This window comes from Mariniflexile ostreae (genome assembly GCF_042427585.1).
GTDB classification, from domain to species: Bacteria; Bacteroidota; Bacteroidia; order Flavobacteriales; family Flavobacteriaceae; genus Pseudalgibacter; species Pseudalgibacter ostreae.
Genome location: NZ_JBHMFC010000009.1, coordinates 42,038 through 62,219 on the forward strand (window position 1 = coordinate 42,038; position 20,182 = coordinate 62,219).

16 protein-coding genes are annotated in these 20,182 nt (G+C 34.8%); 15 read left to right on the forward strand and 1 reads right to left on the reverse strand.

The features are described from left to right. The first annotated feature begins 1 nt into the window (after nucleotide 1). The 14 genes from ACFFU9_RS02880 (at nucleotide 2) to ACFFU9_RS02945 (ending at nucleotide 17,029) form a co-directional block, all read left to right on the forward strand. Nucleotides 2-1,183, forward strand: a complete 1,182-nt coding sequence (locus ACFFU9_RS02880) for an aspartate aminotransferase family protein (RefSeq protein ID WP_379859864.1) — start codon at nucleotides 2-4, stop codon at nucleotides 1,181-1,183. Between the two features lie 157 nt (nucleotides 1,184-1,340). Next, a complete protein-coding gene (locus tag ACFFU9_RS02885; RefSeq protein ID WP_379859865.1) occupies nucleotides 1,341-2,729 on the forward strand; it encodes a tetratricopeptide repeat protein in 1,389 nt (462 codons plus the stop codon). Between the two features lie 51 nt (nucleotides 2,730-2,780). Then, the gene (locus tag ACFFU9_RS02890) at nucleotides 2,781-3,701 is read left to right on the forward strand and encodes a polyprenyl-phosphate transporter (protein ID WP_379859866.1); all 921 of its coding nucleotides are present in this window, start codon (nucleotides 2,781-2,783) and stop codon (nucleotides 3,699-3,701) included. Next, on the forward strand, nucleotides 3,701-4,720 hold the full coding sequence (locus ACFFU9_RS02895; RefSeq protein WP_379859867.1) for a DUF368 domain-containing protein: 1,020 nt from the start codon (nucleotides 3,701-3,703) through the stop codon (nucleotides 4,718-4,720). The genes ACFFU9_RS02890 and ACFFU9_RS02895 overlap by 1 nt, the downstream gene beginning before the upstream one ends. After that, nucleotides 4,689-5,453 (forward strand): shikimate dehydrogenase family protein, encoded by a 765-nt coding sequence (locus ACFFU9_RS02900; protein WP_379859868.1) that lies wholly within the window; start codon nucleotides 4,689-4,691, stop codon nucleotides 5,451-5,453. Before ACFFU9_RS02895 ends, ACFFU9_RS02900 begins: the two co-directional genes overlap by 32 nt. A gap of 103 nt (nucleotides 5,454-5,556) precedes the next feature. After that, entirely contained in the window at nucleotides 5,557-7,638 is a 2,082-nt protein-coding gene (locus ACFFU9_RS02905) for a DUF349 domain-containing protein (protein WP_379859869.1), read from the forward strand. A gap of 110 nt (nucleotides 7,639-7,748) precedes the next feature. After that, nucleotides 7,749-8,555: a Cof-type HAD-IIB family hydrolase gene (locus ACFFU9_RS02910; protein ID WP_379859870.1), complete on the forward strand. Its 807-nt coding sequence runs from the start codon at nucleotides 7,749-7,751 to the stop codon at nucleotides 8,553-8,555. Between the two features lie 72 nt (nucleotides 8,556-8,627). Continuing rightward, nucleotides 8,628-9,506, forward strand: coding sequence for an AraC family transcriptional regulator (locus ACFFU9_RS02915; RefSeq protein WP_379859871.1), 879 nt, complete (start codon nucleotides 8,628-8,630; stop codon nucleotides 9,504-9,506). Nucleotides 9,507-9,708: 202 nt separating this feature from the next. Beyond that, nucleotides 9,709-10,446: a (Fe-S)-binding protein gene (locus tag ACFFU9_RS02920; RefSeq protein ID WP_379859872.1), complete on the forward strand. Its 738-nt coding sequence runs from the start codon at nucleotides 9,709-9,711 to the stop codon at nucleotides 10,444-10,446. Between the two features lie 27 nt (nucleotides 10,447-10,473). After that, on the forward strand, nucleotides 10,474-11,856 hold the full coding sequence (locus ACFFU9_RS02925) for a lactate utilization protein B (RefSeq protein ID WP_379859873.1): 1,383 nt from the start codon (nucleotides 10,474-10,476) through the stop codon (nucleotides 11,854-11,856). A gap of 11 nt (nucleotides 11,857-11,867) precedes the next feature. Continuing rightward, on the forward strand, nucleotides 11,868-12,452 hold the full coding sequence (locus tag ACFFU9_RS02930) for a LutC/YkgG family protein (RefSeq protein ID WP_379859874.1): 585 nt from the start codon (nucleotides 11,868-11,870) through the stop codon (nucleotides 12,450-12,452). Nucleotides 12,453-12,573: 121 nt separating this feature from the next. Further along, nucleotides 12,574-13,251 carry a tRNA (guanosine(37)-N1)-methyltransferase TrmD gene (gene trmD, locus ACFFU9_RS02935; RefSeq protein WP_379859875.1) on the forward strand — a complete coding sequence of 226 codons (678 nt, stop codon included), beginning with the start codon at nucleotides 12,574-12,576 and terminating at the stop codon, nucleotides 13,249-13,251. A gap of 211 nt (nucleotides 13,252-13,462) precedes the next feature. Further along, complete coding sequence (rplS, locus tag ACFFU9_RS02940) at nucleotides 13,463-13,813, forward strand: 50S ribosomal protein L19 (RefSeq protein WP_379859876.1); 351 nt, start codon at nucleotides 13,463-13,465, stop codon at nucleotides 13,811-13,813. A 783-nt stretch (nucleotides 13,814-14,596) separates the two neighbouring features. Next, entirely contained in the window at nucleotides 14,597-17,029 is a 2,433-nt protein-coding gene (locus tag ACFFU9_RS02945; RefSeq protein ID WP_379859877.1) for a helix-turn-helix domain-containing protein, read from the forward strand. Between the two features lie 171 nt (nucleotides 17,030-17,200). On the opposite strand, the gene ACFFU9_RS02950 is transcribed toward ACFFU9_RS02945, so the two are convergent. Next, a complete protein-coding gene (locus ACFFU9_RS02950) occupies nucleotides 17,201-18,073 on the reverse strand; it encodes a hypothetical protein (protein ID WP_379859878.1) in 873 nt (290 codons plus the stop codon). 636 nt (nucleotides 18,074-18,709) lie between these two features. Between ACFFU9_RS02950 and ACFFU9_RS02955 the strand changes: the two genes are divergently transcribed. Then, the gene (locus ACFFU9_RS02955) at nucleotides 18,710-20,173 is read left to right on the forward strand and encodes a catalase (RefSeq protein WP_379859879.1); all 1,464 of its coding nucleotides are present in this window, start codon (nucleotides 18,710-18,712) and stop codon (nucleotides 20,171-20,173) included. The last annotated feature ends 9 nt before the right edge of the window (nucleotides 20,174-20,182 follow it).

Genomic DNA, 20,182 nt, shown 5'->3' on the forward strand with positions numbered 1-20,182 from the left:
TATGTCCTCCGATTTTTACACATATCAAGCTCAAACCTCTCCACACCCTTTAGGCGTTGAAGTGTCACACGCCCGTGGATGCTTTATCTATGACACCCAAAACAATGCATATTTAGATTTTGTGGCTGGCGTATCTGCAACGCCATTAGGCCATAATCATCCTAAAATAGTAAATGCCATAAAAGCACAATTGGATAAGCATTTACATGTTATGGTGTATGGAGAATATATTCAAAAATCAGCTGTAGATTTATGTAAACTATTGGCTAAGAACCTTCCAGCTCCTTTAGAGAAAACCTATTTAACCAATTCCGGTACCGAAGCTACAGAAGGCGCTTTAAAACTAGCAAAAAGAGTTACAGGACGTAGTGAAATAATAGCAGCCGTAAATGCATATCACGGAAACACCATGGGCTCCATGAGCGTTATGGGCTATGAAGAACGCAAGCAAGCTTTTAGACCCTTATTACCCAACACCAATTTTATAAGCTTCAATCATGAAGACGATCTAAAACACATCACTTCCAAAACAGCTTGTGTTATTTTAGAAACCATACAAGGAGGCGCAGGATTTATAGAGCCTAAAAATGAATACTTAAAAAAAGTAAGCCAACGTTGTAAAGAGGTAGGCGCTTTATTAATTTTAGATGAAATCCAAACGGGAATAGGCCGCACGGGGACACTATTCGGGTTTGAAAACTACAACTGCATTCCTGATATTATCGTTTCTGGAAAAGCTTTAGGTGGCGGACTCCCCATTGGGGCTTTTACAGCATCAAGTGCTCATATGGACCTATTAATGGACAAACCCAAACTAGGACATATTACTACATTTGGAGGCCATCCGTTAATTGCTGCTTCTGCATTGGCAACGCTAAAAGAAGTGCTAGAAAGTGATGTCATGCCTCAAGCACTAGAAAAAGAAATCTTAATTCGAAAGACCTTGGTTCACCCCCTAATTAAAGAAATTAGAGGAAAAGGCCTCATGCTTGCGTTGATGATGGTTTCAGAAAGCGTTGCAAATGCCTTAATATTAAAATGCCATGAAGAAAAATTAATCTTGTTCTGGTTGCTCTTTGAGCCTACCGCCGTAAGAATTACCCCGCCCTTAACAATTACTAATGCTGAGATACTGAAGGGTTGTAAGCTTATTTTGAATATTTTAGACACTTTAGAAGCTTAACCTAAGCCCTCAACATACTGAGCATCAAAGCAAAGAACACGAAGCCCTTGTAAAAAGCGGGATGTTCATTACTTTGTTAAAAACATTTGTACCAAAACCCCATTAAACACAAAGGATTGCCTTAAATTTATTCATGTAGAACCTTACAAATTTGCCTATGGAGTTTAGTCACGATGATAATTATAGTTTACCGCTAACTAAATTTGAGTCTATGTTGAAAACGAACAATGTGTTGTTCTTTGATTCAGAAGAGTTCGAAAACATCATCCATCACTATCTCAATCAAGGAAAAATGACCTTAGCCAAAAAAGCTATTAAATTAGGGCTTCAACAACATCCTACTTCTGTAAATTTAAGACTCTTTAAGGTTGAGATATATGTATTTGAAGACAAGTTGGTTGAAGCAGACACTTTATTGAGCGAACTCTATACCATAGACCCAAGTAACGAAGAAATCTATATCCAAAAAGCCAACATACTGTCTAAAAAAGACGAACATCAACAAGCTATAAATGTATTAAAACAAGCGCTAGAGCTTACAGATGATGTTATCGATCTATATTCCCTTATTGGTATGGAACATTTATTCCTAGATCAATATGAAGAAGCTAAATCCTTTTTCATGAAATGCATGGAAGAAGATGATGCAGATTATTCTGCCCTATATAACATCATGTATTGTTTTGATTATTTAGAGCAAAACGACCAAGCTATTGCCTATTTAAACACTTTTTTAGATAATAATCCCTATTCCGAAGTAGCATGGCACCAATTAGGCATACAATACACCACTCAAAAGAAAAATAAAAAAGCATTAGCGGCTTTTGATTTTGCAATCATTTCCGATGATACCTTTGTAGGCGCTTATCTTGAAAAAGGTAAAGTTCTAGAAAAGCTAAAACGCTATGAAGATGCTATTGAGAGCTACACCCATACATTAAAGTTAGAAGATCCCACATCGTTTGCATTATTGCGCATCGGGTACTGTTATGAGAAATTAGAACGGGACGATTTAGCCGTTCATTATTACTTTAAAACAGTTCATGAAGATCCGCTTTTAGACAAAGGCTGGATAGCCATTACCAAATTCTATAATAAAAAAAACAATTTCCAAAAAGCACTTTATTACATCAATAAAGCTATAAATATTGATTCTGAAAATGTAAAATACTGGAAACTATACTCCCAAATAAATGTAAGGCTAAGCCTTTTTGAAGAAGCAGAACGTGGGTTTAAAAAGACATTAGAACTTGGTAATTATGAGCTAAACACCTGGATTACACGTGGCGACCTATTAATAAAACTCGGAGAACCACAGGCGGCCATATTTAATTTTGAACAAGCTGCCGAGTTTCATCCTGAAAACGCCGAAATAGAATACCGCCTTGCTGGTCTATATTTTTCATTGAATGAAATAGACAAAGGTACCTTCCATCTTAAAAATGGCCTCAATTTTAATGAAGACTATACATTTATAATTGACGAATTATTCCCTGAGGTTATAAGTAAAGCACAAGTTAAAAGTCTACTAAAAACAAAACTATAGTAAGCAATCTGCTAAAATTGTATATTTTTGGTACAAAACAAAAAACTGCAAATGCAAAGACGTCTTATCGATTATTTAGTTATAAGCCTAAAAGGAGTTGCCATGGGAGCTGCAGACGCAGTTCCAGGAGTTTCTGGCGGCACAATTGCTTTTATTTCTGGAATATACGAAGAGCTTATTGCGACTATTAGCAATATTAATCTCCATTTATTCAAGACGCTCTTTAAAGAAGGGATTTCATCCTTTTGGAAACAATTAAACGGTAATTTCATCTTATCCCTTTTATTGGGCATCGTTGTTAGTTTTGTGTCTTTTATGCGTCTTGCCAAATACTTATTGGAGTACCATCCCGTTTTGATATGGTCGTTCTTTTTCGGCCTCATCATTGCCAGTATCTATTTTGTGGGCAAGCAAATAACCAAATGGCACCTACCTACCATTTTGGCTGCCCTACTGGGTGCTGCCATTGCTTATTACATTTCAACATTACCAGCATTAGGCAACAATGAGAACACTTATTTTCTGTTTTTTGCCGGAGCAATAGCCATTTGCGCCATGATATTACCTGGTATTTCCGGCTCGTTCATACTCGTCATCCTTGGTGCCTACAAAACGCTAAGTGATGCCTTGCATGACTTCGATTTTAAAAAAATAATCATATTCGCAGGTGGGGCATTGGTTGGTCTTCTTAGTTTTAGCCATCTTTTAAAATGGCTTTTTAAACATTATCACAATATTACATTGGCCGTGCTTACTGGTTTTATTTTTGGATCTTTAAATAAAGTATGGCCATGGAAAGAAACCTTAACTTGGCACACCAATTCTAAAGGGTTAAAAACACCACTTCTAGAAGAAAGTGTATCCCCTTTTTCCTTTAATGGAGATAATCAACTCATTTTGGCCATAATCTTAATGTTTCTAGGTTTTTTTACTATTTTTATACTGGAAAGAATAGGCTCGAAAAAACAGTAATGGAAAGCACAAGAACCCTTAGCGATAAAATTTTTCTCATACTTAAAGGCTTGGGGATGGGTGCTGCTAACAAAGTGCCTGGCGTTTCTGGCGGTGTAGTAGCTTTTGTTGCTGGGTTTTACGAAGAATTTATATATTCGCTTAGGAAAGTAAATGCAAAAGCTTTTAAATTACTTATTTCTGGCCGTTTTAAAAGCTTTTATAATTATATAAATGGTCGGTTTTTAAGCCTATTGTTCTTCGGCATGATTGTTAGCTACTTTAGCGTTTCAAAGATTTTAGACTATTTAATAAAACATTATGAACTTTATGTTTGGAGCGTTTTTTTCGGAATGATTATCGGTTCCATTTACTACATTCATAAAGGCTTTAAGGAATGGAACTATAAAACGCTATTATCCTTAATTATTGGGATTGTTTTAGGAGTAAGCATCAGTTTTTTAAATCCCGCCAAGGAAAACGACAACCTCTGGTTCGTATTCTTTTGTGGTATTATTAGTGTCTCTGGCATGACCCTTCCTGGGTTTTCAGGCTCTTTTGTCTTAATGCTTTTAGGAAATTATGTATTGCTATTAGTCGATTCTGTTAATGCACTTTCAACAACAGTCTATGAGATTTTTAGCGGGAACTTCGCATTTATCAATAACCCACAACGCTTAAGGATGCTACAGGTGCTGGTTGTATTCACCTTGGGCTCTGTAACAGGTCTGGTTACATTTTCACATTTGCTCAGTTATATTTTAAAACATTATAAAAGCATCACCCTATCTGCTATTATTGGTTTTATTGTAGGATCTCTGGGCGTCGTTTGGCCATGGAAAGAAACCATTTATAAAATTGGAAAAAAAGGACATTATTTATTAGATTCTACTGGAGAAAAAATAGTCGCGAATTACTCGCGTTTTATTCCAGAATTAAATACAGAAACTTATTACGCCATTGCATTTATCATTTTAGGCATTGCTTTGGTGTTGGGTTTAGAATTTTATGGACAAAAAACAAGAAAAACACATGCATAAGTTAGGCCTTTTAGGCAAAAACATATCCTATTCATTTTCAAGATCTTATTTCAAAAAAAAATTTGAAAAGGAGAATATAAAACACATTACATACGGGAACTTTGATGTTGAAGACATTTCTCTTTTTCCTGATATCATAATGAACACACCCGGTTTAAAAGGTATGAATGTTACCATTCCTTACAAAGAAGCCGTTATACCATATTTAGACAAAGTCAATAAAAAAGCAAAAAAAATAGGAGCGGTAAATACCATAAGAGTTACGAAAAAAGCAAAATTGATAGGTTACAATACCGATTGTTATGGTTTTAAAAAATCTATAAAACCCCATTTAAAACCCCGCCATAGAAAAGCGCTTATCTTAGGCACTGGAGGTGCAAGTAAAGCTATTGCCTATACCCTAAAAAAATTAAAAATAAAATACAGATATGTATCCAGAAGCTCTGTAAAAGGCGTAAACCTAACCTACGATATGCTTACTGAAGAAATTATTAAAGATTATCAAGTTATTATAAACTGCTCTCCAGTGGGCACTTTTCCTAATGTGGAAGCGTGTCCAGACATTCCCTACTCTGGGATTACTGAGCATCATATATTATTCGACCTGATTTACAATCCAGAAGAAACAAAATTTTTAAGATTGGGAAAACAACAAAATGCTACCATTATCAATGGTTTAAAAATGTTGGAATTTCAGGCAGAAAAATCTTGGGCCATCTGGAAATTGCGTTAATTCGTATTTCGCTTATTAAATAAGCATCACTTTTTTGTAATTACTTTAGTTGTTAGTATCTTTAATGACTCAAGTAATTTAATGAACCTAAACATTTTAAAAAATGTCAGAGCTAGATAACCTGCAAAAAGCAGATGGAAAAGAAGAAATCAAAAAAAGCAATAGCGACCAAGATATTGCCGCCAATCCAGAGTCTATAGACCTAAAGGAGGACGCCCCCACTACAGACACGCTTATAGCAGACCATAGCGATAAGCCGATTTCTAAAATTACAGCCTCAGAAGAAAAAACCACTGAAGCGGAACATCCTACTGAAAACGAAACAGAAGCTCCAAAAGGGGATGCCTCTATTGCCGAAGGTCAGGAAAACCAGCCTCAAAAAAACGAGGATGATGATTTAATTAATGAAATTGATGAATCCAATGCAGAAGACGCGGAAGATGAAGGCAATAAAGACAGGCATAAAATAGAGGTTAAAGAATACGATAAGATGTCTTTAGAAGCGCTTGCTAACGAGTTGGAAAAACTTGTTAAAAGTGAAAAAATACAAGCCATTAAAAAACATGTCGATACGATTAATGCTGAATTTAAAACAAAATTCAATGCGCTAATTGAAGAAAAAAAGGAAGATTTCCTTAATGATGGCGGTAATGAAATTGATTTTTTCTATTCTAGTCCTGTTCAAAGCAGATTTAAAACAGCTTATAAAGAATATCGAAATAAAATACACGACCATTACAAAAATTTAGAAAATAACTTTAAGCAAAATTTAGCCGACAAACTAGAAATTATTGAAGAATTAAAGGGGCTAATTAACGTTGAAGAAAACATAAACACTACTTACAAGCACTTTAAGGAACTACAAGAACGCTGGCGTAAAACTGGCCCTATTCCAAGAGACAAGTATAATAATGCGTGGAACAGCTATCACCATCATGTAGAAATTTTTTATGATTTCTTACATTTAAACCGCGACTTGCGAGATCTGGATTTCAAGCATAATCTAGAGAAAAAACTATTAATTATCGAACGTGCCGAAGAATTGGCAAAAGACGATGATATTATGCGCGCGTTTAGGGAGCTACAAGAACTCCACAAAATGTGGAAAGAAGAACTGGGCCCCGTAGGAAAGGAACATCGCGAAACCATTTGGGCTCGTTTTAAAAACGCCACAAAAATAATCAATGATAAACGTCAAGTTTACTACCAGCACATTGATAAAATTCATGAAAACAATTTAGAAAAAAAGCTTCAAATTATAGCTGCTATCGAAGCTATCAATAATGAAAAAATAGTGTCTCATAGCCTTTGGCAGAAAAAAATAAAGGAAATAGAAGCACTACGTGAAGCCTTCTTTAATGCTGGAAAAGTGCCGATTAAAGTAAATGAAGAAACCTGGTCTAAATTTAAAACAGCAGTTAGGATTTTTAACAAACATAAAAATGCATTCTATAAAAATCTTAAAAAAGAACAATATGATAACCTTCAGAAAAAATTAGAACTTATTAAAATTGCTGAAGACAATAAAGATAATGAAGACAAGGAGGCCACAACAGCCTTGATGAAAAAAATCCAAAACGATTGGAAAAAAATAGGCCATGTACCACGTAAAGACAGCGATAAAATTTGGAAACAATTTAAAGCTGCTTGTAACCATTATTTTGATAATATGCACGCCTCAAAAAATGCTGCCAATAAGGTTGTTTTAGATGCGTTTAATAAAAAATATGAGCTTTTAGATTCTTTAAAAACTTTAAAAATTTCTGACGATAAAGATAAAAATCTGGCTACAATAACAGATATTATCGCGCAATGGAACAGTTTTGGAAGAGTACCAAATGACAAGCGCTACATAGAAGGCAAGTTTAACAAAATACTGGATGAGCTTTTCTCAAGCACCAAAGTTGATAAAAATGAAATCGAACTCATTAAGTTTGAAAACAAATTAGAAGATCTTAATAGCGAAGACAACACACGTAACTTAGATAACGAGCGCAGCTTTATCCGTAAAAAAATAGATGAGCTTAAGGGCCAAATCAATCAGTTGGAAAATAATTTACAATTTTTCACCAATGTAAAAGAGGATAACCCACTTGTTAAAGAAGTGCACAACAACATTAAAGAGCATAAAAACAATTTAGACCTCTGGAAAACTAAACTTAGTAAAATAAAAGAACTTTACTAACAGAAAAACAAATACCTCACAGATTCTTCTGTGGGGTATTATTATAGCACTATGACTTTTAAAGTAACCCAAATGTTTAGGGTTATTTTTTTTAACACATATAATCCCCTATGCCCTACCAATTAATTTGTAGCGATATTGATGGCACGCTTTTAAATAAAGACCGCGTATTGTCTCAAAGCACTATTAATGAAGTACAACGTATTTCCCCTATCCCCTTTATATTGATATCCTCGCGAATGCCTAAAGCGATGCGGCATTTACAGGAAAACTTTGGTAACACGTCAACCCCTTTAATTGCATACAATGGTGGATTAATTCTTAAAGGGCATACCGTTTTAGACTCTACCTTTATTGATAACGCTATTTTAAGCATCATTATTACCAAATGCATACAAACAAGCATCCATTTAAGTCTTTATCATGCAGACGAATGGTATGTACCAGCTATGGACTATTGGGCTAAAAGAGAGCTTAACAACACCAAGGTGTCCCCCACTGTAAAATCAAACGCATCTGTTTTAAATACGTGGATCAAAGAAAAGAAAGGCGCTCATAAAGTTATGTGTATGGGAGACGAGCACGAGATAGATATGCTCTATAAAAGCTTAGAACAAGAATGCAGTGATCACATTATGCTTTACCGTTCTAAACCAACCTATATAGAGATTTCACATAAGTCCATATCTAAAAAAACGGCTATTGAGGTCTTGCTTAAAACTTGTTATCCCCATATTGCCTTAGAGCAAGTAATAGCATTTGGCGATAATTACAATGATGTGGACATGCTCAAGTCTGTTGGCTTAGGCATTGCTGTAGCCAATGCAAATGAAGCCGTTATGCAAGTCGCAAAAAAAGTTACAGATACCAATAAAAATGATGGTGTGGCTAAAGCCATTCAAGAGCTGTTTAAATAAAACCTATATTATTTTTGCTTAATTACACCTTTTCAACTATTTTAGAGCTAAATCATATCAATATAGCGTTTTATGAAACTTCATTTATTAGATAGAAGCAGCCTTAATGACAGTTCGTTCACTACTAAAATAAATGAATATCCTTATTTCTTAAAAATTTGGCACTATCATCCGGAACTAGAATTAGTAGTAATCCTAAAAAGCGAAGGCACTTGTTTTGTTGGCGATAGCATTGAAAAATTCGACGTGGGAGACATCGTTTTAATAGGCAAAGATTTACCGCATATGTGGTTAAATGATGAAGATTATTTTAAACAAGGCTCCAAACAATCTGTTAAAGCCATCGCCATTCATTTTAAACAAGATTATTTAGGAGCTGCTTTTTTTGAAACCCCTGAAATGATGCATATTTTAGAGTTATTTAATAGAGCACGTTTCGGACTTAAATTTCTTAATCTTGATAAAAATCTCCTTCTAGACATTCAAAACATGCTTGATTTAAAAGGATTTGATAAAACCATGTCTTTTTTAAATATCCTTAATAAATTAGCAAAACATAAACACACAAAACAGCTGTCTAGCCAAGGTTTTATAAATGCTTTTAAAACTTCAAAAGGAGACACACAAGATAAAGTACAGGCCTTTATCTTTAAAAATTTTAATACATCGATTACGCTTGAAGAGGTTGCCCAAATAGCACATATGAACACCTCGGCTTTTAGCCGTTATTTTAAAAGAGTAAACCGTAAGACCTTTTCTCGTTATTTATCTGAAATACGCATAGGATATGCCTGTAAGCTCTTAATGGAAAACAAGTCTAATATTGCTGCTATTTGTTATGAATCTGGATTTAACAACATTTCTAATTTTAACCGACAATTTAAACTTATCATGAATTGTTCTCCTTCCGCATATATAAAGGAATACCAAAATAAAACCTCCGCACTATAATCTTTAAAAAAAACTGCTTTTTTTCATAATTTAACTCTGTTTTTAGGTTAAAAAATTGCTGTATAAAACAATATTAGCTAAACTACAGCAAAAAAAGTATCATTTTTTATCAAATTTTAGGAAGATTCTATTTTATATTACTTGTATCATTGTAATAGAAAGAAACTATTATATTTTAAAATTAATATTTAATCTGAACTCCATGAAAGTAGGCTTGTTCATCCCCTGTTATATCAATCAACTGTACCCACAAGTAGGTATTGCCACTATTGAGCTTTTAGAAAAACTTAAAGTGGAAGTTGCGTATCCTTCTGGTCAAACCTGTTGTGGCCAACCGATGGCAAATTCTGGTTATGAGTACGAGTCTGTGGGGGCTTGCAATCATTTTGTGGAGAATTTTAAAGACTTTGATTACATTGTTACCCCTTCTGGAAGCTGTGCTTATCATGTAAAAAAACATTATGATATCATCCCACAAACCCCAGAGGTTATCCAAGTACGCCAAAACGTTTACGAACTCTGCGATTTCATTTTAAATGTTTTAAAAATAAAAAATGTAGGCGCATCTTTTCCATACAAAGTAGGGGCTCATAAAAGCTGCCATGGCTTAAGAGGCTTACGTTTAGGCTCTTGCTCGGAACTGGTTACAGCGCCCTATTCCTATTTGGAATCTTTATTAGAAGAAGTGTCGGGCATCCAGCTAATGCCACTAAACAGAGAAGATGAGTGCTGTGGCTTTGGCGGTACTTTTGCTGTTTCAGAAGAAGCAGTATCTGTAAAAATGGGGAAAGATAAAGTTCAAGATCATTTAGATAGTGGTGTAGAAGTTATCACCGCTACCGACACCTCCTGCTTAATGCATTTAGAAGGACTGATTACTCGAAACAACCAACCTTTAAAGGTTTTGCATATTGCAGAAATTTTAAATAGCACACTTTAATATTAAACCTTTTCATCCAAAATATTTATGGGCCATCCAGAATTAGCTAAGATCTTTAATAAAGATGAGAAAAAAGTCAATTGGCACGACAAATCCCTATGGTTTGTACGGCACAAGAGAGACTTATCTGTACACCAGGTAAAAGGTTGGGAAACCTTAAGAGACCTAGGCCACGGTATTAAAGCACACATGCTATCGAATATCGATTCTTATTTACTTCAATTTGAAAAAAACGCCTTAAACAATGGCGTTCAAGTTCACTGGGCTGCTAATGGAGAGGAACATAACCAAATAGTCCATACTATCCTTAAAGAAGCACACGCTAAAAAGGTTGTAAAAAGCAAATCCATGCTAACCGAAGAGTGTCACCTAAATCCATTTTTAGAAAAAAACGGAATAGAAGTAATCGATACGGACTTAGGGGAGCGTATTGTACAGTTGGCAAAAGAACCACCAAGCCATATTGTTTTGCCCGCCATCCATAAAAACAGACATGAAGTAGACGAACTCTTCCAAGACCATTTAGGCACAGAACCCTGTGATGGAGACCCACAATACTTAACAGGAGAAGCTAGAAAACATTTACGTGAAAAATTTATAACAGCCGACGCAGCCATTACAGGAGTAAACTTTGCTATTGCAGACACAGGAGGCTTTGTGGTGTGCACCAATGAAGGAAATGCAGATATGGGCGCACATTTAGCGCCTGTACATATTGCCTGTATGGGTGTTGAAAAAATAATTCCAAAACAAGAACATTTGGGTGTTTTTTTAAGATTATTAGCCAGAAGTGCCACAGGACAGCCTATTACCACATATTCGTCGCATTTTAAAAAACCAAGAACTGGTGCGGCCATGCACATTATTATTGTAGACAATGGCCGTTCTGAGCAATTAAGCAGACCAGATTTTAGAGCCTCGTTACATTGTATACGATGTGGAGCGTGCATGAATACCTGCCCTATTTATAGGCGCAGTGGCGGACATAGTTACGACGCTACCATTCCGGGGCCTATAGGCTCTATTCTATCTCCTGGAAAGGATTTGAAAAAATACAGCACTCTACCTTTCGCCTCTACCTTATGTGGTTCTTGTTCTGATGTTTGTCCTGTAAAAATCGATATTCATGACCAATTGTATAAATGGCGACAGATTATTACGAAAGAAACACCTCAACCTTTTATTAAAAAGAAATCGATGGAGGTTATGGGTAGCGTATTTGCTAAACCATCGCAATTTGAAAAAATTGGAAAACTAGCACGATGGTCGTTACGCAACTTACCCCAATCCATAATCAACTCTAAACCTAACGCTTGGGGAAAGGCAAGGGATTTACCAGAAGGCCCTAAACAGAGTTTTGACGATTGGCATAAAGAACGAGAGAAAAACAACAAAAAAAACGAGCATTAAAATTTATAGACATGGGAAGCAGAGAACACATTTTAGCCAAACTAACGGCCAATAAACCCGAAGCTATAGCCTTACCGCAAATCGATATTAGTGCATTTGATAACTATTTAAATATAGTTGAAGAGTTTACCAAAAAAGTAGAAGTTGTTGGAGGCCAAATTATTGAAATAAACGACGATAAAGACGTTTTAAATTACATAACCAAAACATTTCCTGACACCAAAACCAACTTTTCAACATTAAAACATGATACCCTATTTAATACCATTGATATGGAAAAATTAAATAAGCCTCATGAATTAGAAGATCTTGATGTTTTAATTTTGGAAAGCAATCTGGGCATTGCAGAAAATGGAGCAATATGGTTAACAGATAGTCAGCTCCCAAATAGAGTACTTCCCTTTATAACAAAACATCTGGTAATTGTTATGTCTAAAAAAGATATTGTATCCAATATGCATAACGCTTATAGTAAAGTGAAGGATTTTGGATTTGGCGTTTTTATTTCCGGACCTTCGAAAACCGCCGATATAGAACAATCTTTGGTTATTGGTGCACATGGAGCCTTAAGTATGTCTGTTTTTCTAAAATCTTAAAACATGATCTTAAATCAAGTAGCATAGTATTTTTTTAAAACTTAAAAGCAAAAAAGGCTGCAAACATCTTTTCTTAAAATCCCAAACAATTAAATTATCTTTGCAGTATTAAAAACAAGCTATGCGCATCGATATCATTACGGTTCTACCCGAATTAATTAAAAGTCCTTTTGAAGCTTCTATTTTAAAACGCGCTATTGATGCCGGTTTGGTATCCGTACATTTTCATAATTTACGTGATTATACTACAGATAACTATAAGTCTATAGACGATACCCAATTTGGTGGTGGCGCGGGTATGGTTATGATGGTGGAGCCTATAGACAAATGTATTTCTGCTTTAAAGGAGCAACGCCCTTATGATGAGGTGATTTACATGACCCCTGATGGCGAAACCCTGAAACAAGGACTGGCCAATCAGCTTTCATTAAAAGAAAACATTATTATTCTGTGTGGACATTATAAAGGGGTCGATCAACGCGTGCGCGATCATTTTATTACTCGTGAAATTTCTATAGGAGACTATGTACTCTCTGGAGGGGAATTAGGAGCTGCCGTACTTTGCGATGCTATTATACGATTAATACCTGGGGTTTTAGGTAATGAAACCTCTGCTCTTACCGATTCTTTTCAAGATAATTTATTGGCACCTCCTATTTACACCAAGCCAAGAGAATATAAAGGGTGGAAAGTCCCAGAATTACTATTCAGCGGAAATTTTCCTAAAATTGAAAAGTGGCGGGAAGAGCAGGCATATCAGCATACAAAAAACCGACGACCAGATTTATTGGACGAATAAAAAAAATCACCACATCATTAAACACAACAATGCAATGGATTTAACCCTCTATGAATAAACACATTAGCTCTTATGTTTAAATTTTATATTTTTTAACTACAAAACCATCGCTATTTACTAATTAATAGTTATTTTTGCACCCAAATTCGGGTTAACCTCTGGCGAGAATCGTGAATGTTGTTCTGAATCAATCAATATTAAATATAAAGATATGGAATCTTTAATAAAATTTGTACAAGACGAATTTGTAACAAAAAAAGACTTCCCAGCTTTTGGTGCTGGAGACACAATTACAGTTTACTACGAAATTAGAGAGGGTGAAAAAGTTCGTACTCAGTTTTTTAGAGGTGTAGTAATTCAAAGAAGAGGATCAGGAACTACTGAAACTTTTACAATTAGAAAAATTTCAGGTACTATTGGTGTGGAACGTATTTTCCCTGTAAACCTACCTGCATTACAAAAAATAGAAGTTAATAAGCGTGGTAAAGTACGTAGAGCTCGTATTTTCTACTTTAGAGGACTTACTGGTAAAAAAGCTAGAATTAAAGAAAGAAGACATTAATTATAGTTTTATAACCATGTTTAAATTTAAAGCTCTGAATCTTCAGGGCTTTTTTATTAACAATTGTTAATAACCACGGTTGATAACAGGTTGATATCTAACACTCTATAAAGTCGTTTAGTTTGATGTAATATTGTACCTTAGCTATAAGGAATAAAACAACAACCTTTTGGTTGGTTTCTATTAACATGAATTTATGTTGTATTTCATAATAAGAAGTAACGTTCTTTAACTAATTGTTTTTTGAGGTTTAAAAGTTGCCGCTATTTAGCGTGCCAATCTAAAACCATGACGTTGTAAAAAGTGCCTTATAATTCTTTTAGATGGCAACTCGTACAACCGAAAGTTTTTAAAATGCGTGCAGGAACGAAAGTAAATGCCATATTAAAAACAGTGCCTGGGCCAACATATCTTAAAACGGTAAACACCTAGAGCATCAAAGAAAAACAATTAACAGGGTCTTTTTGGTAATAGGTCAATACATTTTGAAAATTACAACAAAATGATCCTCTTGAAATATCTGAACTTGAACCTAGACACTTAAGCAATGGCTTAAGCGAAAATAACTCCAAGTTAAACAGGTCACGGGAAGCTATTTCAAAGAAAGCCATATCAAAACAGATTCAATTCTGTAGTGATATGGCTTTTGTTTTTTGTTTTTTCTATACCATCGGTATATTCGGTATATTTAGACATCCACGCTTTCTTGTTATTTTATTAAAAATCCTATCTAAATAAAAATTCTATTTATTATCTTCATTTTCTATTTTTTAAACTCATTTAATGGCTATTAATAAAGAACTAGAATTGGCTTGGGAGTTTGTGAACCACACAAACCGGTCTATCTTCTTAACGGGTAAGGCAGGTACTGGTAAAACGACATTTCTACATCGATTAAAAAAGAATTCGTTAAAAGGTACCGTGGTGGTCGCCCCTACAGGAGTTGCAGCCATTAACGCTAAGGGCGTTACCATTCATTCTTTTTTCCAAATGCCCTTTGGCCCTATTTTACCAGAAACAGATTTAAACGCCTCCAAAGGGTTTAACAGGAAGTTTAGTAAGACCAAAATCAATATTATAAAATCAATGGATTTATTGGTTATTGATGAAATTAGTATGGTACGTGCCGATTTATTGGACGGTATCGATAGAACTTTACGCCGCTTTAGAAATAGAGATAAGGTTTTTGGTGGAGTTCAAGTGCTAATGATTGGAGACTTACAGCAATTATCACCGGTTATAAAAGAGCAAGAATGGGATATTTTAAAACATATTTATAAAAACGGTTTCTTTTTTAGCAGTATGGCTTTTCAAGAATGCGATGCAATAACCATTGAGTTGAAACATATTTACAGACAGGAAAACCCTAAATTTATAGAAATACTTAATGAAATTAGAAATAACACACTTTCTGATGCGGGCGCCAATGAATTAAATAAACGTTTTATTCCTGATTTTGAACCCGAACCAGATGCTGGTTATATTTCATTAACCACTCATAACCATAAAGCAGAAGCGACTAATATTGAGGAATTGAACAAACTAAAAGGCAAAAGCCATAGTTATACGGCTAAAGTAAGTGGTAAATTTCCAGAGTTTTCTTATCCGAATAAAGAAAAGTTAGAATTGAAAGTGGGCGCTCAAGTCATGTTCATTAAAAATGATAGCGATGCTGAAAAACGCTATTTTAATGGAAAAATTGGAAAAGTGATCCATTTAGATAAAGATGAAGTGGTAGTGCATTGCCCTGATGATGATTTTAACATCAACACCAAGCCCGAAGTATGGGAAAACATCAATTACACCGTGGATTCTGAAACAAAAGCCATTTCTGAAGAAAAAATAGGCTCTTTTACACAAATGCCATTACGTTTGGCATGGTCTATTACCATTCATAAAAGTCAGGGATTAACTTTCGAAAGAGCTATTATAGATGCCCAAGGGGCCTTTGCGCACGGGCAAACGTATGTGGCACTTAGCCGTTGTAAATCACTGGAAGGCTTAGTGTTAAAGAGCAAAATACATTCTACCCAAATTATTAGCGATATCCATGTAGAGTCCTTTAATAAAAACGCAGAACTGCATGTGCCTAACCAAACTGTTTTAGAGCATTCACAAAAAAGTTTTCAATTAGATTTAATACATGAAGTATTCGATTTTTATGCGTTTTTGTACCCTGTAAATCGCCTTTTAGATATCTTTTATAAAAACAGAAATAGTATTGAAGGCTCTATTGAAACCCCATTAACAAGTGTTAAAACGGCCATTACCAACCTTTTAAAAGTAAGCCATAGCTTTAATGCCCAGTTAAGGCAACTTTCAAAAGAAGAAGGCCTACCCGAAACGAGTAGTATTATTCAAGAGCGCTTTAAAAAGGCCCTTATCTATTTTAAAAAAGAAACAGAAACCCATATTGTATCCGCAATAAAAAGCTTTGGTTTTACTACAGATAATAAGACTATAGATACCGACTTGTCCAAAAACTTAGATATAATAGAAGAGCTATTAGCGTCTAAATTATTATATTTTAATGGCCTTCAGGATGGATTCTTTACACAAAAACTTTTAGAACTACGTGTAAAAGCTGTATTTCTAACAAAAGAAAAACCAAAAAAACAAAGAAAAACGGTTGTTGATGGCACAGCCAATGTAGAACTCTTTGAACTTTTAAGGGTGCTTAGAAATGAGATTGCCCAAGAAAACGGTTTGGTACATTTCCAGGTGTTTACTCAAAAAGCATTGTACGATATGTGCGAAACATTACCAACTAACACAAAAGAATTACTTGAAGTAAATGGAATGGGCAAAACACGAGTTGAAAAATATGGTGCCGCTATTTTAAAAATTATAAACGATTACTGTGAAGAAAACGATATCGAGGTTTCTAAAGATGAAGATCGTTTTGACACTGGTAAAACCAATACTAAATCGGATACCAAGCTAATATCGCTAGAGCGCTTTAAAGCAGGAAAAACAGTTGAAGAAATTGCCAAAGAAAGAGCATTGGTTCCAAGTACCGTTTTTGGGCATTTAACTCATTTTATAAATTCGGGCGAAGTAAAAGTCAGTGATTTGATGCCTGCCGAGCATTATAAAGCCTTAAAAACCATTATTCCCCAGAAAAAATTTGAAGGCCTAACAGATTTGAAACAGCAGTTGGAAGACAAATATTCTTATGAAGAATTACGGTTGGTTATAAGTGAGTTAAACCATTAAACACACTTTCTTATAGATGGGCGCACCCTATGGAGGCTACCATCATATCGGATACCTGTACTTTCTTAAGCCTATTATAATATTGTTTTTTCATAATGTCTTACTTGCCATATTCATGTTTAAAAAATAAATAGAGCAACGTCTCGCTTAAGTTATCAATAGCTATACAGATTAAAAACCGCTTTTATAGTCTGCTTTATGTATGCTTAATGATTGTTTCTTTATACCTGTACAGATCATATGCATGTTGTCTCGTTTTCCTTTATTAGAAACAAACTCCATTTCCATTAACAAGGCATTTTTATCAAAAGGAACCTCTGTTGCTTTCATACTATTTTTAACCGTATTCAAACTGGCAAACATGCCTAAAAAACTTACTGGAGCTTCGGTAGTCATATAGATTTTTGATATGCCCTCATCTTGTTCCACTTGATAGCCCTTACAATCATAGCCTAATATTGTTTTATTTGGCAAGGGAATGAAATGCTGATGTTTTTGCGATCTATCTTCTTTATCATCTGTCTTATCCATCATTTTCTGTAACTCATCATCTAAAGGAATCCGCATTTTCATGGCCATTTTTTGTCCATTATTATCTATAAAAGTCACCATGGCTTGATTTTCTATATCATATACCATAATATTGTTGGTGTCATCATTGGGTACAGTACTACCAAAATAACTGGCACTAGGAGCAATATAATATTGTAAATTCATGTGATCTTTATGTGTGGTCATTTCCATATCCATAACATACTCAAATGTATACGAATCGGGAAGATTTTCCAACCCACCAAATAAAGATACTGCTGGCTTATTTATAGATCCCTCAGTACTGGAGCCGCTCTTTTCATTTTGACTCTCTTTTGTAATATCGTCAATTGTTTTCTCGGTTTTTTTAGAAACCCCTTCATCTGTTTTACGCAAAATAGTACGTTCTGCGGCTTCTTCTGCTTTTTCTTTTAGTTTTTTAAAAAATTGAGCTTCGGAATGTGTTCCTATAAACAGAACACAAATAATGAATAATACGTATTTTACTTTCATATTTTAAAATTTAATGTTTACAAAAAAAAAGCTAAAACGTTATTTACGAGCTGCTTTATTGTTAAAAAACAAATTCACGATACACCTTCCCCACTTTCTTTATCAGTGGTTAATAATATCCATTATGTTTTTTGGGGGGCAGGTTTTAAGCGTGTTCTAATATCTTTAATTTCTTTATTTTTAAGTAGGTGTTTTCGAAATTAATGATTTACCCCATTACTGAGGTCATAAAACAGTGTGTCTTTTTCATATTCATTTTTAAATATGACATTTAATATATTCATTTTTAAATATACTAAAAAAAAATGAAACATTTAAGCTTATTAAATTGGAACTGTTATAAGGTGTTTTAGCCAGGCTTTATATGGTATAAAAGAAAAGTAAGTCATTAACATTAAAAAGATTGCGTACACGTTTTCGTCCCTATTTAAAGATGAAATGGTTTGAATTTCATTTAAAGGTTTAGGTTTCTTTATAAACTAATTGTATTTTTAGCTGAATTTTAGAAGAAGCAAAAGAGTCTATTTGATTTAGTAATTATTCTACAAACAATGGCTTCTTTTCGCGCTTCTTTTTACTTAATAAACCTCGTGTGCGACAACAAAATTAGAGTTTATAACAAGAAAATTAATATTCATGAAAGACGAAAAGAAAAAACTAACCTCGGTATCCGGTAGGCCGATTTCAGAAAATCAAAATGTAAAAACAGCAGGAAAAAGAGGCCCAATGCTTTTAGAGGATTTCTGGTTTCTAGAAAAACTTGCTCATTTTGATAGGGAAGTTATCCCTGAGAGAAGAATGCACGCAAAAGGATCAGGAGCTTTTGGTACATTTACTGTAACACACGATATTACAACATATACTAAAGCCAAAATATTCTCTGAAATTGGTAAGAAAACAGCATTATTTGCTCGTTTTTCAACAGTTGCTGGAGAAAGAGGTGCAGCAGATGCCGAAAGAGATATTAGAGGGTTTGCATTAAAATTTTATACCGAAGAAGGGAATTGGGATTTGGTAGGTAACAACACCCCAGTTTTCTTCTTAAAAGACCCTTACAAGTTTCCAGACCTTAACAAGGCGGTAAAGAGAGATCCGAAAACAAATTTAAGAAGTGCAAATAATAATTGGGATTTTTGGACACTCCTACCTGAAGCTTTACATCAGGTTACCATAACCATGAGCGATAGAGGTATCCCAAAATCGTATAGACACATGAATGGTTTTGGAAGTCATACCTTTAGTTTTTTAAATGCTGATAACGAACGTTTTTGGGTAAAGTTTCATTTTAAAACTGCTCAAGGTATTCAGAATTTAACCGATGCTGAAGCAGAAACTATCGTAGGAAAGGACAGAGAAAGTAATCAACGTGATTTATTCGATGCTATTGAAAGTGGCAATTTCCCAAAATGGTATTTAAAAGTACAAATCATGCCAGAAACAGATGCAAAATCATATCGTTTCAACCCGTTTGATTTAACAAAAGTATGGCCACATGCCGATTATCCATTGATAGATGTTGGTGTTATGGAACTCAATAAAAATCCAGAAAATTACTTTGCAGATGTAGAGCAAGCAGCATTTAATCCTGCAAACGTAGTGCCTGGAATTGGATTTTCACCAGATAGAATGCTACAAGGTCGTTTATTTTCTTACGGAGATGCGCAGCGCTATAGATTAGGAGTCAACCACTATCAAATTCCGGTAAACAAACCAAAATGTCCATTTCATAATCCACATAGAGATGGCGCGATGCGAGTAGACGGCAATGAAGGAGCAACCATCCATTACGAACCAAATAGTTATGGCCAATGGTCGGAAAGCAAAGAATATGCCGAACCTGCAATGGGCTTAGAGGGTGAGGCGTTTCACTACGATCATAGAGAAGATGACGACTACTACACACAACCTGGAAATTTATTTAGAATAATGTCTCCAGAACAACAACAAGTCCTATTTGATAATACAGCACGGCAAGTGGGCGGTGCAGAAACCTTTATTCAAGAAAGGCATATCGTAAATTGTTATAAAGCAGATCCTAAATACGGACAGGGCGTTGCAAAAGCACTAGGAATCGACCTTACGAATTTAGATTTATCCTAACGATAAGCG

Coding starts and splice junctions, on each gene's coding strand:
- ACFFU9_RS02915 (WP_379859871.1), top strand. CDS start 8,628: ATGAAACTTCATTTATTAGATAGAAGCAGCCTTAATGACAGTTCGTTC.
- ACFFU9_RS02910 (WP_379859870.1), top strand. CDS start 7,749: ATGCCCTACCAATTAATTTGTAGCGATATTGATGGCACGCTTTTAAAT.
- ACFFU9_RS02900 (WP_379859868.1), top strand. CDS start 4,689: ATGGACAAAAAACAAGAAAAACACATGCATAAGTTAGGCCTTTTAGGC.
- trmD (WP_379859875.1), top strand. CDS start 12,574: ATGCGCATCGATATCATTACGGTTCTACCCGAATTAATTAAAAGTCCT.
- rplS (WP_379859876.1), top strand. CDS start 13,463: ATGGAATCTTTAATAAAATTTGTACAAGACGAATTTGTAACAAAAAAA.
- ACFFU9_RS02955 (WP_379859879.1), top strand. CDS start 18,710: ATGAAAGACGAAAAGAAAAAACTAACCTCGGTATCCGGTAGGCCGATT.
- ACFFU9_RS02950 (WP_379859878.1), bottom strand. CDS start 18,073: ATGAAAGTAAAATACGTATTATTCATTATTTGTGTTCTGTTTATAGGA.
- ACFFU9_RS02920 (WP_379859872.1), top strand. CDS start 9,709: ATGAAAGTAGGCTTGTTCATCCCCTGTTATATCAATCAACTGTACCCA.
- ACFFU9_RS02945 (WP_379859877.1), top strand. CDS start 14,597: ATGGCTATTAATAAAGAACTAGAATTGGCTTGGGAGTTTGTGAACCAC.
- ACFFU9_RS02930 (WP_379859874.1), top strand. CDS start 11,868: ATGGGAAGCAGAGAACACATTTTAGCCAAACTAACGGCCAATAAACCC.
- ACFFU9_RS02925 (WP_379859873.1), top strand. CDS start 10,474: ATGGGCCATCCAGAATTAGCTAAGATCTTTAATAAAGATGAGAAAAAA.
- ACFFU9_RS02895 (WP_379859867.1), top strand. CDS start 3,701: ATGGAAAGCACAAGAACCCTTAGCGATAAAATTTTTCTCATACTTAAA.
- ACFFU9_RS02880 (WP_379859864.1), top strand. CDS start 2: ATGTCCTCCGATTTTTACACATATCAAGCTCAAACCTCTCCACACCCT.
- ACFFU9_RS02905 (WP_379859869.1), top strand. CDS start 5,557: ATGTCAGAGCTAGATAACCTGCAAAAAGCAGATGGAAAAGAAGAAATC.
- ACFFU9_RS02890 (WP_379859866.1), top strand. CDS start 2,781: ATGCAAAGACGTCTTATCGATTATTTAGTTATAAGCCTAAAAGGAGTT.
- ACFFU9_RS02885 (WP_379859865.1), top strand. CDS start 1,341: ATGGAGTTTAGTCACGATGATAATTATAGTTTACCGCTAACTAAATTT.